Raw genomic sequence first — 15,455 nt, 5'->3', positions numbered from 1 at the left:
CTGATCCAAGTCTATCTAAATAGACCTAAAAAACAGCACCGAACTGTCCCTTTTTATTTCAATATTTCTACTCGTTCGTTTTTGTACGGCTGGCAGCGGAGACGCTTGCTGTCGGTCGTTTTTTCTCGCCCGGAGTTAACGTTATTATGAGTTCAACCAATTCTCAAAGTGCAAACGACAAAGTCGCAGAGCATGATAAAGTCGCTGATCAAGCTGGCGCATACGTCGCAAAGTTTGAGTCAAAAGGAAGCTTGGTTCATCGCTTTCAGAAATTCCTTCACCAATACCCCGTCGCAGCGCCACTTATCGTACTTTTGCTGGCGATTTTCGGTTTCAGCTTGATTGTTGGTGATCGCTTCTTACACCCGTTTAACTTGTCGCTTGTGCTACAGCAGGTCACCATTATCGGTGTGATCGGTATTGCGCAGACCTTGATTATTCTGACGGCAGGGATCGACCTCTCTGTCGGTGCCATCATGGTCTTATCCTCTGTTGTGATGGGGCGAATGGCAATAGATTATGGCATTGACCCTTCTTTGGCATTGCTTATCGGCATAGCAACAGGGGCGATAACGGGGTTTATAAACGGTACCTTAATTACTCGTCTTAAATTACCGCCTTTTATCGCGACCTTAGGTTCTTGGAACGTCTTCTTTGCGTTAAACCTATGGTACTCAAAGAGTCAAACAATTCGCTCGCAAGAGATTGCCGCCAATGCGCCTTTGCTTCAGTGGCTAGGTGAAACGATCAACGTGTTTGGTGCACGCCTCACTTACGGCTCCATTCTAATGCTGTTGCTGTTTGTCGTGATTTGGTATGCCCTAAACTGGACGGCATGGGGTCGTCACGTGTACGCCACGGGAGATGATCCAGCCGCCGCGAAATTGGCGGGTATTCGTACGGATCGTGTCTTGTTGTCAGTTTATATTCTTGCAGGTGTGATTTGTGCCATCGGTGCTTGGGTATTGATTGGTCGTATTGGTTCAGTGAGCCCACAAGCCGGTTATACCACTAACCTTGATAGTATAACGGCGGTAGTGATTGGCGGTTGTAGCTTATTTGGTGGGCGAGGCTCGATCTTCGGAACCCTCGTTGGCGCGCTTATTGTTGGTGTCTTCCGAAATGGTTTGGCACTTGCCGGAGTCGATGTACTTTGGCAGGAGTTCACAGTGGGTATTCTAATTATTGTGGCCGTTGGCGCCGATCAGTGGATCAGAAAGGGGACAGCATAATGAGCGTTGATATGACACAAACACCCGTTCTACAAGCAAAAGGTTTGGTAAAGCGCTACGGTAGCGTTACCGCGATTGACCACACCGAATTTGAACTTTATCCCGGCGAAATTTTAGCGGTTATCGGCGATAACGGTGCTGGTAAATCCTCATTGATCAAAGCCTTGTCTGGCGCATTAGTGCCAGATGAAGGGGAAATATTACTCGACGGTAAGCCTGTTTCGTTCCAGTCTCCCATGGAGGCGCGCGAATTAGGCATTGAGACCGTGTACCAGAACCTCGCGGTTGCCCCTGCTTTGAACATCGCAGACAACTTGTTCTTAGGTCGAGAACTTCGTAAGCCCGGTATTTTAGGCTCCGTCTTTCGTATGCTTGATAAGAAAGCGATGGAAGAGCGTGCTCGTGCCAAAATGCAGGAGCTTGGCCTTCTGACGATTCAAAACATCAACCAAGCGGTTGAGTCTCTTTCTGGTGGTCAACGACAAGGCGTTGCAGTTGCTCGCTCTGCTTTGTTCGGCAGTAAGGTTGTGATCATGGATGAGCCGACAGCTGCATTAGGTGTCAAAGAGTCTCGCCGCGTTTTGAATTTGATTAAAGAAGTGCGTGACCGAGGCCTGCCTATCGTTCTGATCAGTCACAATATGCCGCATGTGTTTGAGGTCGCGGATCGCATTCATATACACCGTTTAGGGAAGCGTGCTGCTGTGGTAACACCGCAAAGCCATTCTATGTCGGACGCTGTCGCGATCATGACAGGCGCTATGGAAGTGGACGAATCCACGGAAGCCGCGTAAGGTAGGCGACTTCTTTACACGAAGTGGCTTCGAGCAGAAAAGGCGGCTATGCACAGGTTAATAGCAAGACTTAAAAAGACAGCGCATCGAGTGGTGCGCTTATTTCACACCGCTCGCTGTCATACAATAAAGAGTAAGTACTTGCTTACCGGGGTAGCCTTTTCTCTCTTCCTTGTTTCTTCACCTTCAATCTCTACCGAGGCGGGCGTACTGCGTTCGATCGGTATCAGTGTTGCTGATTTAGGCAACCCATATTTTGTTAAATTGGTCGAGTCGACGGCGAGCAAGGCAAAAGAACTCTCTCCTAATCCAGTCAAAATGCACATTCGTTCCGATGCTTACGATTTAGAGCGCCAAACGGAGCAACTGAATCAATTCATCGACGAAGGCGTTGACCTTATCGTATTAACCGCGGCGGATGAATATGGCGTTGCCCCTGTGGTCGCAAAAGCGCGACGCGCGGGTATTAAAGTCATTGCTGTGGATGTAAATGCAGAAGGTGCTGACGCGACCATTACCACTGATAACGTTCAGGCTGGACGTATTGCGTGCGAGCACTTAGCTGAACGCATCAACCACAAAGGCAACTTCGTGATTATTAATGGCGTTTCGGTGTCGTCTGTTGTGGAACGCGTCGCGGGCTGTAAATCGGCGATTAGTCGTTATCCAGACATCACGTTACTAAGTGATCGATTAAACGGCACGGGAAGTTTAGAAGGTGGTATGGAAGCCATGACCTATTTAATGGAAGCGTATGATCATATCGACGCTGTTTTCACCATTAATGACCCTACCGCACTGGGCGCGATTCAAGCGGCAGAGCAAGCCAAGCGTGGTGAATTTATATTGGCCTCCGTTGACGGAGCAGAATTTGCCAAGCGCTACATAGACAAAAGTGACATATGGATCGGCACCGCCACGCAGCAGCCTGTTCAAATGGCTGAAAAGGCCGTGGAGATTGGCTTAGATCTATTGAACGGTAAACAAATAGAGCAAAAGTTTATACTGATACCGTCTGAGTTTTATGAGGCAACGCCCAACTAGGGCGTTGCTGTAATTCGACTTTATTTTTGGTGGCTCCTGTATCTGGATAGCCCTTAATGACACCCACATCCGCCGCCTGAGCAATCATCGTCTTTCGACAACTCTTTCCAGTGCTTTAGTTTACTTGTACCACCAATACCAGGGTTAAAGGCGTTGGTTGGGTCGACTTTCTGGTAATGGTCGCGCAGTGCTTGCTTAGCAATGTATTCATGGCCAACGTTATGCTCTGCGGGGTATTCAGCACCACGAGCATCGAAGGATTCGAGAATCTTATTCTTCACCGCTTTTGCATCGACGCCTTTTTTCATTATGTAGTTCTGGTGCATAACGTGACAGAAGAAGTGGCCGTAGTACATCTTCACGGCGATTTGGTCTTCAAGCTCTTTTGGTAACGTTTCAAACCACTCGCGTTCGTTACGAGGAAAGGCTACGTCAATGGTCATGATAGAACCAAGGTCTTTGCCATCCATCAAGTGATAACGGCCAATTGCGCCACCTGCAACGAAACGGTGAAGGATCGCTTGATCGGCTTCGCGTTCTGTACAAGCAAAGTAATCGCCTTCGTTGTCTTTGAAGAACTCATCAAGGTAAGCTTGCGCTTCATCGACACCTGCGTTTGCGGTTTCCACAATCCAGTGATGTTCGAAGCGCTCACGGAATTCTTCCATGCGTTGTGGTAGGTGGTTCGGGAAAAAGTCTGCAATAAATTGCATAGCGCGATCAGAGAATTTGTTTGGTAAAAACGAAAATTTGCTTGCTATACGGTCAACGGTGCGTTTCATAGCAAACATCTTAGGCATGTATTTCGTGCCCATTTTGTCGATGACCAAGTAGCTGTCTTTACCGTATTTTTTACTGATGTCGTAACACGTCTTGTGCATGTACTCACCAGAGACTGGCAAGTTGTCGAACTTAGACAGCATATCGCGACGAATTTGTTCCATGACCGCTGGATCGTTTGTGCCAATGTAGAACACTTGGTGTTTTTCAGGGATTGGAAAGGTGTCCATTCGCACAGCAAAGACAGCCAGTTTGCCCGCACACCCAGAGGATTCATGTAGGCGGCGAGGGTCGGCATTGAAGCGGGACGGTGTTTCTGCGTCAACATCGCGAATACGCTCGTGGTATTCGTTGTCTGAAGCGCGCTTTTCAGGGAACTGGATGTCTGCTTCTTGATACGTTTTATTCTGAAGATTAGACAGAATCTCTTCAGGTGTTTCACCTAAGTCGATACCTAAGTGGTTGACTAGACGAAGTTCGCCTTCTGGCGTTACTTCGGCGTAAAGCGTGAGTTCTGTGTAAGCAGGGCCACGCTGCACCAGAGCGCCACCTGAGTTGTTACAGATCCCGCCCACAATGGACGCACCGATGCAGGAGGAGCCAATGACAGAATGCGGTTCGCGACCAAACGGCTTAAGGCGTTCTTCCAGTCCAAACAGGGTACTACCAGGCAAACCAACGATTTGTTTGCCTTCGTTAATGATATGTATGTCGTCGATACGCATGGTACTGACCACCACGATTGGACGATCGTAATCGTCGCCATTGGGGGTCGAGCCGCCTGTTAGGCCAGTATTGGCGGCTTGCATGATGACAATCGCATCGGCTTTGACACAGGCTTGAAGCACCTTCCAAATTTCAACCAGACTGCTTGGCCGCACGACAGCATACGCTTCACCTCCCCCTAGTCGAAACCCTTTGCAAAACGGTTGCTTCTTGTCTTCGTCCGTTAGTGTATGCTGAGCGCCAACAATGGCTTGTAGCTCATTCGCCAAATCTGAGCTGAAACTTGGGATGGTCATAGATGTATTTCGTCGTGTGGTAAATAGAAGTGCTAAGTATACGTGACTAAACCTGCTGCAAAAACAGGCAATGCTCGGTTACATGGCTTTATATCAGTCAATCTAATCGATGTATCAATGATACTTATGGTGATTCGGAGGGCTAATGACTTTGTGGGCGGCTGTTCTTTTTAGACATGAAAAGACGCGAGGTGCAGACGGCGCTTGTCCTAAGCGCCTTGCAAACTCGCGTAACCTTAATGTTCTAATGTTCGTCTTCACGCTCATCATGGTCTCGGTTGAAGCAAACAACCTTAGTCTGTGTCATTTCTTCCAGAGCGTAGCGAACTCCTTCGCGACCTAAACTGCCTTTCTTATAACCGCCAAACGGCATGGCATCGAAGCGGAAATCGGAAGAATCGTTCACCATGACGCCGCTAAACTCTAGACGCTCAATGGCTTGAAGTGCCTTATTCATGGAGTTAGTAAAAATACCCGCATGTAGGCTGCATTCCGTTTGGTTGGCCAATTCAATGACTTCACCGAAGTTCTCGTAGGGCTCTAGGATTACAACAGGGGCAAACACTTCATCTTCGAAGACTTTCGCGTCCATTGGAACATGAGTCAAAACGGTTGGCTCATACAAGGCGCCGTGACGCTGGTGGCCAGTCAATACTTTCGCACCTTGCTCAATAGCGGCATCAACCCAGGTTTCAATTCTTTGGGCTTGAGCTTCGTTGATCATAGGGCCAAGATCCATTGTGGTAATCATCGGATCGCCGACGTTCATTGCGTTTGTCTGTGCAATGAAGCGCTCAGTGAATAGGTCGAAAACAGTGTGATGCACATAGATTCTTTGGACGCCAATGCAGTTTTGTCCTGCTGCCCAGAAAGCACCAGAGACGCACGAGCTCACGGCCAGCTCTAGGTTGCAGTCATTCATAACGATAACGGGCGCGTTGCCACCTAAATCCATCGCCATTTTCTTTAATCCCGCTTGCCGAGTAATGGCTTCCCCTGTTTTCATTCCGCCTGTAAAAGACACCATGCGAACCTGCTCTGAGGCGATTAACGCTTCACCTAATGCCGCATCCCCAATGACGACGGAAATAATGTCTTCGTTAAGCCCGGCTTCGACAAAGGCATTTACCAGCTTGATCGCTGAGAGAGGGGTAAGTTCAGATGGCTTTAAAATAACGGCATTGCCGCCCGCTATCGCTGGGCCTAGCTTATGTGCAACTAAGTTTAATGGGTCATTAAAAGGCGTGATTGCAGCGATGATGCCCAGTGGGTCTCGGTGAGTGTAGCCTTCACGACCCGCTGCGCCTTCATAGGAATCGAACGGGATCACCTCACCCGCATGACGTTTCGCTTCTTCAGCAGATAGCTCCAGAGTATTGATGCAACGTGCGACTTCCTTACGTGCTTGAGTGATCGTTTTTCCCGATTCTTGAACGATGGTTGTCGCGAAACCATCGCTTCGTTGTGACACTATTTGCGCGGTTTTGGTTAGGATGTTTGCGCGCTGATAACGTGCCAAAGCGCGACATGCTTTGGCACCTCTTTGTGCGGCATCGAGGATGCTTTGCAGTGAATTTGGCGAGGTGGTTTCGATCGTTGTTATGACGTTATTAGTATAGGGGTTCGAGACGTTCAGCAACGGCGAAACTCGGCTAATCTGTTGGTTTATGGCCATGTTATTTTCTCCGCATACGGTCATTAATGATGAGTTTTGGTGTGAATCGCAATAATGTCGGACAACAGTGCGTAGCCTGTTTCAATGCGGCCTGCACCTGGACCGGATACTGTCACTGGGCCCAGCATGTCGGTATAAAAGGTTACGGCGTTTGTTGCGCCTTGAGCGCCTGCTAAAGGGTGGTCGCTTGGCAGTTTTTCAGGGGCGACTTGGGCCTCGACTTGCCCGTTTTCGAGCAGGGACGCTTTCCCTATTAATTTCCAATGAAAGCCATCTTGTTGAGCTTGGATGATGTCGGTCTCAGTGAGCGTATCAATGCCAACACAAGCAACGTCCTGAGTCGCTAAATGCACACCGAACAGACTATTCGCTAGGACAATGACTTTAAGCATGACGTCCTTTCCGCCAATGTCAGCCGTTGGGTCGGCTTCAGCGTAGCCAAGCTCTTGTGCTTGTTTAATGGCTTGCTCGAATGATTGGCCTTGTTCAACTAACCCAAGAACAAAGTTCGCCGTGCCGTTAACAATGCCTTCAAAGCGGTTCGTCGTCGCGCCTTTTAGCATCTGATCTGCGTAACGCAGTACGGGGGTTCCGCTCATCACCACACCTTCGTACTCAAAGCCCAGTTGGTTTTGTGCAGCTAACGTTTTAAGTGGACCGGCGGATAGGGCCAAAGGCCCCTTGTTGGTGGTACAGATGTGTTTGCCAGACGATAAAGCCCACTGGCAATGTGAAATTGCGGGTTCCCCAGTGACGGCGTCGGTAAATGTCGCCTCTGCGACAATGTCGGCGTTACTGTTTTTGATGATGTTTTCATTGTCTGCGTCTTCCTTGCCATTTGGCAATGCCGCTAATGCACCTTTCTCGACAGGCAGCTGTGTCAAGGCTTCTAGCTCTATGCCTTCTGGTTGATATAGGGAGCCTAAGTACATATCCGATACGGCAACGACTTTCAGGCTAAACCCCAGTTCTTGTTCCATTTTGCCTGAGTTGTTGTGGATGATTTCTGCTAGCGCTCTGTTCACGCCACCAAAGCCAATGAGTGCGATATTGTAGTTTTTCATAGCGTTTCCCCATGCGATTGTTGTCTTGTTCTCGTTAGTATCACAGAGGAAAAAGGTCAGTGTATATTGGCTAAAATGGCCAAAATAATGGTGATATTGACCAAAATCGCCAAGCATTTTGGGCACCGATGTCTTCTTAGACTTGTCTCTTATTGGCTCGAAAAAAGGCGAGATGACTGTTATTTCTTCGTAGGTATGACAAACGGCCTGGTTGGAAGGTGTTTAGTGACCGTGTCTAGAAGCGCTAGGGCTTGATAGTCGAGAGTGTAAAGGTCGTGTGGATATTATCGACACCAGAGAGGGAGCTGATATTTTCCCAGATTTGGTGGATTCTGTCATGCGACACGGATTCCACTTTAAGAATCAGGTCGTACTCGCCACTCATGATGTAACAGGACTTTACCTCTGGAATATCGGCAATGTACTTAGTGACATCTTGACCTCGCATACGGTCTTTTCGGTAGACCATCATCATTGCAATCATCGGGGCTTGGTTTGGTGATCCCGTCCCCAATTTAGCGTGATACCCAGCAATGACATTGGCTTTCTCTAATTTCTCGATGCGGTGACGAACTGCGTTTCTAGATAAGTTAACTTGGCGCGATAGATCGGCAATAGGAGTGCGAGCATCGTCTAACAGGGTTTGTACGATTTTTTGATCAATATCATCAAGTGGTTGCTCTGCCATTGTCTACTGCTCACTGTTAGAGAGGTCTCATTTCATGTTTTGCATGCTATCACAGAGATTAGAAAAAACAGAAACCTTCGCCAACGCTATTTAGATGTTGTGCTTTGTCTAAGTCCAGAGAGGCGGTTTGTTGAGCGATTATCTGGCCACTCTGTCGCGTGGTAGTGCCGATGAAAAAGTGAATAGCCATTAATAAAATCGACCCTTAGTCCAGAAATAGATGATTACTAGGTGAGCGTTTTATCTTCTATATTCGAATTTGTAAGCAAATTAGTTTGACCCGCTCAACTCGCTTTCAGTCGGTTTAGTGGATCAGTCTATAACGTAATTTGCCTTACCTTCTAATTATTCTAATAGCGAGCAAAGGGGACAAAAATGAAATTTGGTTACCAGAAAGCATTAACAGGTCTTGCTCTAGCGAGCGCTCTAGTCGTGTCTTCTCAGGCCAGTGCTGCATCTGCAATTGATGACATCCTTTCCAGCGGAGAGCTTAAAGTCTGTTTTGAAGCGGGCTATATCCCGTTCGAAATGAAGACAAAAGATGGGCGCTATATTGGGTTCGATATTGACATTGGCAAGCACATGGCACGCTCTATGGATGTTAAATATGTGCCAATTAATACGGCTTGGGATGGCATTATTCCCGCATTACAAACAAAAAAGTGCGACATCATTATGGGTGGCATGACGATTACCGCGTCGCGTAATCTAAGTGTTATGTTCTCTAATTCCTATATCTCTATTGGTCAAACGGTGGTTATTAAGCCGGAATTGAAAGGCATCATTAAGAGCTATAAAGACTTAAATAAAAGCGAATATACCATCACATCTCAAATTGGTACGACAGGCGCAGAAGCCGCGCGAAAATACCTGCCTAAAGCAACGTTAGATTTATTTGAAACGTCTGCGGACGGCGTCTTACAAGTCGCAAATGGAAAAGCCGATGCCTTTGTGTATGACCTTCCTTTCAATGCGTTGTATGCGTCGCAACACCCAGACACGGTTGAGCACCTGAGTACATCTTTCACCTACGAACCATTGGGGTGGGCGATCCGCCAAGACGATCCTAACTTCTTGAACTTCCTAAATAATTATCTTTCACAAATTAAGAATGACGGTACGTATGAGCGAATTTACTCAAAATGGTTTGAGTCCGATTCGTGGGTAGACAGTATCCAGTAACGTTCCGCTTTCCAGAAGAGTCTTCTGTTTAGCGGGCTCTTCTTCAAAACAGTGAAGAGGCAGTATGCAAACACAAACTAATCGTTGGTCTGGTCATGGGCTGTATTTGATAATTATGGCGATCCTTATCTCGGGAGTATTTCTCTCAGGACAGCGCATTAATTACACATGGCACTGGGAGAGGTTGTTTCCTTACATCATTAATACTGAGCCGCAAGATATCATTGCTGAAACAGATGGAACCGTGGTGGTTGAGAACGGTACGCTGCGCATTGCGCCGGATTATGGTGGCGACCCTCAAGTCGTCGAAGAGTACAGCAAGCTTGTCGCTCATGATGGAGACCTAATCTTTCAGGGAGATACATTGGCAAGAATAGAAGGTTGGAGGTTTGGCCCGATTGCAGAAGGGCTTTGGGTAACCATAAAAATATCGTTTATATCGCTCGTGTTCTCCATCATTCTCGGCTTGATATTTGGGCTGATGCGGATATCACATCGGCAGGTACTACGTAATCTTGCTGTTACCTATGTGGAAGTGATCCGAGGTACGCCGTTACTGGTACAGATCTTTATCGTTTACTTCTTTATCGGGACGGTTTTTGACCTTGATCGTTTTACAGCTGGTGTGGCAGCGCTTTCTATCTTTACAGGCGCTTATGTGGCCGAGATTGTAAGAGCGGGTATTCAAGCAGTGCCAACCGGACAGATGGAAGCTGCTCGGTCATTAGGTATGAACTACGTACAGGCAATGTGTTACGTCATCATGCCGCAAGCCATTAAGCGTACATTGCCACCGCTGGCGGGTCAGTTCATCAACTTAATCAAAGACTCGTCTCTGGTGTCGGTGATTTCGATCACAGATTTAACAAAAGCAGGACGAGAAGTCGTTAGCGGAAGCTTTGCTCCTTTTGAAGTGTGGTTTACGGTGGCGGCACTGTACTTAATTGTCACTGGAGCCTTGTCTTGGGCAATTCAAATTCTGGAAAAGAGGTTATCTGCAAGTGACTAATACAACGTTGGATACGACTGTAGGGGCGGCCATTATTCAGGCGCGTCATGTAGACAAAACCTACCCTAATGGATGTCATGCGCTCAAAAAGGTATCGCTGGATGTTAACCGTGGCGAAGTCGTGGTTATTATTGGCCCAAGCGGGTCGGGTAAATCGACTTTTTTACGGACGTTGAATCAGCTTGAAACGATTTCTAGCGGATCGATTGATATCGATGGCATTGAGCTTACCGACAAAGCGACCAATATCAATAAAGTCCGTGAGGAAGTGGGCATGGTATTCCAATCCTTTAATTTATTTCCTCATAAAACCGCGCTTGGGAATGTCATGCTTTCGCCAATGAAAGTGCTGAAGAAAACCGAGGCAGAGGCTGGTATTCATGCGCGTGAGCTACTGACACGCGTCGGACTCGCTGAACGAATGCAGAACTATCCGTCACGCCTATCGGGTGGTCAGCAACAGCGCGTCGCGATCGCGAGAGCGTTGGCAATGCGGCCGAAAATCATGCTTTTTGACGAGCCTACTAGTGCGCTTGACCCTGAAATGGTAGGGGAAGTGTTAGATGTCATGCAAGGACTAGCACAAGAAGGAATGACAATGGTGGTCGTCACGCACGAAATGGGTTTCGCGAAAGAAGTGGCTGATCGAGTCGTATTTATGGAAGATGGGGAGTTGATCTTAGAGGAAACACCTGAAAAGTTCTTCGAGTCCGATCACCCTCGACTCAAGCAATTCCTGGGGCAGGTGCTTTAACTCAGGTGCCGAAAGCGGACGTTGCTTTTGGCTGCTCTTAAGTAACATTGAACGTAAAAAGCGAATTCTTAGGAGTTCGCTTTTTTTATGCGTTTTTAAAGTGCCTTCTTTATGCTTTTTGTTACTTCGCCTCTGCTTCATTAATACGGTTTTAGAGGCGGCGCCAGCCATTAAAAAAAACGACCCTTAGGCTTTGAATACATGATTACTCTCACACTGAATTGTCCACTATATTTGCGCTTAGAAACGAGACCTACTGGGAGCCTGTCATGGACAATCAACATTCAAATGAACCAAATCAAACAAATGCCATCGATACTGTTGGTGTGGGTACGCAAGCCGTTTGGGGGGGGGAAACAGAAGGCCATCCGTATCGAGCCACTCAGACGCCGATTGTTGCTAGCGCAGCCTATGGTTATGAAGACATCGACGAGTGGTACGACGTTGCATTAGGCAAGGCCCCCGGTTTTATTTACAGCCGCATGAGCAACCCAACCGTTGAGGTCTTGGAAGCGAAGCTTTGTCAGCTGGAGCGTGCAGAGTCGGCGGTTGCATTCAGTACTGGAATGGCCGTGATCAGCAGTGTGTTGTACACCTTTTTGTCTCACGGCATGCGCGTTGTGTCGACCAAAGACAGCTACGGCGGCACGAATAAAATTTTTGAAGAGTTTCTGCCAAAAATGGGCGTAGAGGTAATACTTTGTGAAACCCAAGATCACGAAGCCATCGAAGCTGAAATCGCCAAAGGGTGTGATCTTCTGTATTTAGAAACGCCAACGAATCCGACATTAAAAGTCTTGGATATTAAACGTCTTGCGGCCGCTGCTAAAGCGCAAGGTGCCATTGTTGTTGCGGACAACACCTTTGCCACACCGTTGAATCAAAGCCCGCTGACGCTTGGTGTCGACGTTGTGCTGCACAGCGCGACTAAGTTTCTAAGTGGCCATGCCGATGCGATGGGTGGTGTTGCTTGTGGCGCAGAGTCTTTAATGAGCCAAGTTAGGCACTATCGAGAAATCAACGGCGCGTCTCTTGACCCGTTCTCGGCTTACCTTATTATTCGTGGAATCAAGACGCTGGCATTGCGAATGCGCCAACAACAAGCCAGTGCAATGGCTTTAGCGGAGTATCTGCAAACTGAGCCCTTAGTCGAAGCGGTTAATTATCCGGGGTTACCGACGCATACAGGGCATGAGATTGCTAAAGCGCAAATGAAAGGTTTTGGTGCAATCGTTAGCTTTGTGCTCAAAGGCGGGATGGAAACCGTGACCAAACTCTTGCCTAAGCTGCAATTTGCGCATTGTGCAGGCAACCTCGGCGCAGTGGAAACCATTTACGGTCCTGCAAGAACGACAAGTCATGTTGAAAACACACTTGAAGAGCGCTTAGCATTGGGGATTTCCGAAGGGCTAGTGCGTATTTCTGTCGGAATTGAAGATACCGAAGATTTAGTGGCGGATCTCAAGCAAGCTTTCGCTTCTTTATAAACATAACGCCATTGCACCATAAGAGGCTTTTTAGCAAAGCCTCTTATGGTCACGTTTTTCGCTAATGTCTTTTCCTTTTGTAGCGGGAGCGTTACGATTACCTGACTATTTGCAGGGCGTTTCAAATGAATCAAAAAGTTCTCCCTCCACTCAATTGGCTGCGTGCTTTTGAAGTCTCAGCGCGCCATCTCAATTTTACTCATGCCGCAGCAGAGCTGTGTTTGACTCAAGGCGCAGTCAGCCAGCAAATACGCCTGTTGGAAGATCACTTAGGCATCCCACTTTTTAAACGTTTACCAAGAGGGTTAAGTTTAACTTCCGAAGGGCAGTCGTATCTGCCCGTTGTTCAGGACGCCATCTCTCGTCTCGCCGCCGCAACCAGCGAGCTCGTTAACAAAGATGCCCATAAACCGATTAAAATTCACGGTAGTTTATCTTTCTTTGTTCACTGGTTAGCGCCCAAACTAACCGATTTTAAACTGCGTTACCCGAACATCGATATTCGCTACACCACCTCGCTTTGGGTAGACGAGGTTGATGACGATCACGAGCTAGAAATACGATGGGGCAACGGCGATTGGCCAGGGCTTGTCGTAAGGCGACTCACTTGGGACACCCTGTTTCCCGTTTGTGCCCCTTCATTGCTCGATACCATAGATACGCCTTCAGATCTCGCTGCACAGACCTTACTGCACACTATCGGTTACGAAGAAGGATGGGGATACTGGCTTTCAATGGTTGGGGAGCAGACAGTAGACCCAGCGAAAGGCATGCAAGTGGACACACTCCTTGCCGCCCTAAGAATGGCGGAGTTGGGGTTAGGTGTTGCACTGGCTCGTTCGTCCATGGCCGAAGACCTGATTGCGGAAGGAAAGCTGGTGGAGTTGTTTGATAAAAGGCTCAACGCCAGTGAATCCTTTTATCTGGTTCATAAAACAGGGACAGAGTTGAGTGACGATGTAAATGTGTTTTTGGAGTGGTTGGGGAAATAACGAGATTTCTGAAATTAAGGCCGCGTTATTCGCAGGTGCTCTAGCGTTTTAAGAGCAAAGAACTGTGTAAATAAATTGGCTAGTGAACAGGAATTTTCTGATTAGACCTAAAAAGAGGGCATATGGAAAACAAAGTGTAACAAGGTGTAATTGAATAATTGAAGTTACTCTTATATTTTTGTTAAGGCTAGAGAACCAGTCTTGTTTTTAATTAAAAATGTCATCCGAAATTACAATTATATTTTGTTTAAAAAGGTTTTTAACTTGAGGGAAAATCATGATTCGAGTAAGGAAAAATGTTAATGAATTAACCGATGATACACTACTTTGGTATTCGAAAGCTGTGGAATCAATGAAGCAAAAGGATATTACGGATCCTAGTAGTTGGTGGTATCAAGGTGCGATTCATGGTTATGGATTGGATAAACGGCCTAATTTAGCAAATAATGAAAGTTGGAGCGAGAGCTCTGTCTGGGAGCAAGCCGAGGGTTTCCCGCCGTCAGAGGGACTAGTCAATAGTCAATTTTGGCAACAATGCCAGCATGGTACATGGTTCTTTTTACCTTGGCACAGGATGTACCTGCAATTTTTTGAAGCGATTGTTGCAAAGACTGTTGTTGAGTTAGGTGGGCCAAAAGATTGGACGTTGCCTTACTGGAATTACTGCGATGCAAATAATCCGGCTCTCAACCCCACTGAACAGTTACAAGCTTTAAAGCTGCCTTCTGAATTTGGGACGAATACGCCTAATCCAGATTTTCCAGGGCTATGGATGAAGGAAAGAGCTCAATACCAGCTGAGCTCTCAAGCTGATGCGAGCTGCAGCGTAGCAATGAAATTACAAAATTTCACGGCCTCTTCCCCTGCAACGAGCTTTGGTGGTGTTCAAACTGGATTTAGTCATGATTCGGGAACTTTTGGAGCAGTCGAAAACAACCCTCATAACTTGGTTCATGTGGATATCGGCGGTGCTATGGGGGACCCAAATACTGCTGCTTTAGATCCTATATTTTGGTTGCACCACGCCAACATAGATCGTTTATGGCAGTGTTGGATTGACCAAGGTAGAGAAAATACCAATGACATTACTTGGCTTAATCAGGTCTTTGACTTTCATAATGCAGACTCTCTGCCAGATACCCTTAGTGTAAAGGATGTTTTGTCTACGGAGGCTCTTGGTTTTACTTACAGTGATAGCTATTCAAGTTCGGCTGCTCCGACGGATAGCAAAGTCTTCGCTTTGGCTTCAGCAGGAGGAAGTGGAATGTTTGACACCATTGCTGCAACGACGAAGCCCTTCCTATTGGGATCACAGTCTACGTCTGCACAGCTTGAGTTTTTGCCAGAAAAGCAGAGAGCTGCTCAAGTGCCTGTACTGGGAGCGTCGAACTCACAAACTCCTAATCAAGTTATTATTGTTCTTGATAACGTAACGGGATCAGGTGTTGTTGCTCCTGTGAGTGTTTATGTGAAGGCGTCAGCAAACTCAGAACGTGTTCTAGTCGGGAAAATCGGTCTATTTGGTTTGACGCAGTCCTCTACACCCAGCGTACGTCATGCTGGAACGGGGATTAGTATAGAACTTGATGTCACTGATGCTCTACAACAGCTCCGCTCTCAAACCAACTGGAATCTTGAGAATTTACAAATTGAGCTTGAACCCGGTCGAGAGCTAGGTAACGCGAGTGTAACAGTGGGTCGTGTAAGCATTAAAGCTGAGGTTGTATAAAGG

General features: G+C 47.2%; 13 protein-coding genes. 9 read left to right on the top strand and 4 right to left on the bottom strand.

The features are described from left to right. The first annotated feature begins 146 nt into the window (after positions 1-146). The 3 genes from MARME_RS19965 (at position 147) to MARME_RS19955 (ending at position 3,070) form a co-directional block, all read left to right on the top strand. Positions 147-1,232: an ABC transporter permease gene (locus MARME_RS19965; protein WP_013663085.1), complete on the top strand. Its 1,086-nt coding sequence runs from the start codon at positions 147-149 to the stop codon at positions 1,230-1,232. Beyond that, positions 1,232-2,026, top strand: a complete 795-nt coding sequence (locus MARME_RS19960; protein ID WP_013663084.1) for an ATP-binding cassette domain-containing protein — start codon at positions 1,232-1,234, stop codon at positions 2,024-2,026. Before MARME_RS19965 ends, MARME_RS19960 begins: the two co-directional genes overlap by 1 nt. A gap of 141 nt (positions 2,027-2,167) precedes the next feature. Beyond that, positions 2,168-3,070 (top strand): substrate-binding domain-containing protein, encoded by a 903-nt coding sequence (locus tag MARME_RS19955; RefSeq protein ID WP_223294994.1) that lies wholly within the window; start codon positions 2,168-2,170, stop codon positions 3,068-3,070. 53 nt (positions 3,071-3,123) lie between these two features. Here the strand turns inward: MARME_RS19955 and dld are convergent, their stop codons facing one another. From dld to MARME_RS19935, 4 genes are all read right to left on the bottom strand, one after another. Next, complete coding sequence (dld, locus tag MARME_RS19950; RefSeq protein ID WP_013663082.1) at positions 3,124-4,872, bottom strand: D-lactate dehydrogenase; 1,749 nt, start codon at positions 4,870-4,872, stop codon at positions 3,124-3,126. Between the two features lie 244 nt (positions 4,873-5,116). Then, positions 5,117-6,547 (bottom strand): aldehyde dehydrogenase family protein, encoded by a 1,431-nt coding sequence (locus MARME_RS19945; protein WP_013663080.1) that lies wholly within the window; start codon positions 6,545-6,547, stop codon positions 5,117-5,119. 23 nt (positions 6,548-6,570) lie between these two features. Continuing rightward, entirely contained in the window at positions 6,571-7,611 is a 1,041-nt protein-coding gene (locus MARME_RS19940; protein ID WP_041649033.1) for a homoserine dehydrogenase, read from the bottom strand. A gap of 244 nt (positions 7,612-7,855) precedes the next feature. Then, positions 7,856-8,299: an Lrp/AsnC family transcriptional regulator gene (locus tag MARME_RS19935; protein ID WP_013663078.1), complete on the bottom strand. Its 444-nt coding sequence runs from the start codon at positions 8,297-8,299 to the stop codon at positions 7,856-7,858. Positions 8,300-8,674: 375 nt separating this feature from the next. Between MARME_RS19935 and MARME_RS19930 the strand changes: the two genes are divergently transcribed. The 6 genes from MARME_RS19930 to MARME_RS19905 all read left to right on the top strand — a co-directional run bounded on the left by MARME_RS19930 (position 8,675) and on the right by MARME_RS19905 (position 15,452). Continuing rightward, positions 8,675-9,481 (top strand): transporter substrate-binding domain-containing protein, encoded by an 807-nt coding sequence (locus MARME_RS19930; RefSeq protein WP_013663077.1) that lies wholly within the window; start codon positions 8,675-8,677, stop codon positions 9,479-9,481. 64 nt (positions 9,482-9,545) lie between these two features. After that, the gene (locus MARME_RS19925) at positions 9,546-10,490 is read left to right on the top strand and encodes an amino acid ABC transporter permease (RefSeq protein ID WP_013663076.1); all 945 of its coding nucleotides are present in this window, start codon (positions 9,546-9,548) and stop codon (positions 10,488-10,490) included. Further along, positions 10,483-11,244 carry an amino acid ABC transporter ATP-binding protein gene (locus MARME_RS19920; protein WP_013663075.1) on the top strand — a complete coding sequence of 254 codons (762 nt, stop codon included), beginning with the start codon at positions 10,483-10,485 and terminating at the stop codon, positions 11,242-11,244. Before MARME_RS19925 ends, MARME_RS19920 begins: the two co-directional genes overlap by 8 nt. A gap of 269 nt (positions 11,245-11,513) precedes the next feature. Then, positions 11,514-12,731 carry a cystathionine gamma-synthase family protein gene (locus MARME_RS19915; RefSeq protein ID WP_013663074.1) on the top strand — a complete coding sequence of 406 codons (1,218 nt, stop codon included), beginning with the start codon at positions 11,514-11,516 and terminating at the stop codon, positions 12,729-12,731. A 125-nt stretch (positions 12,732-12,856) separates the two neighbouring features. Next, positions 12,857-13,723 carry a LysR substrate-binding domain-containing protein gene (locus tag MARME_RS19910; RefSeq protein WP_013663073.1) on the top strand — a complete coding sequence of 289 codons (867 nt, stop codon included), beginning with the start codon at positions 12,857-12,859 and terminating at the stop codon, positions 13,721-13,723. Positions 13,724-14,000: 277 nt separating this feature from the next. After that, positions 14,001-15,452 (top strand): tyrosinase family protein, encoded by a 1,452-nt coding sequence (locus tag MARME_RS19905; protein ID WP_013663072.1) that lies wholly within the window; start codon positions 14,001-14,003, stop codon positions 15,450-15,452. The last annotated feature ends 3 nt before the right edge of the window (positions 15,453-15,455 follow it).

Origin of the sequence: Marinomonas mediterranea MMB-1 (genome assembly GCF_000192865.1) — a bacterium.
Lineage (GTDB): Bacteria > Pseudomonadota > Gammaproteobacteria > Pseudomonadales > Marinomonadaceae > Marinomonas > Marinomonas mediterranea.
The sequence above is the reverse complement of the archived record's forward strand: the minus strand, read 5'-3'. Positions and strand labels throughout refer to the sequence as shown.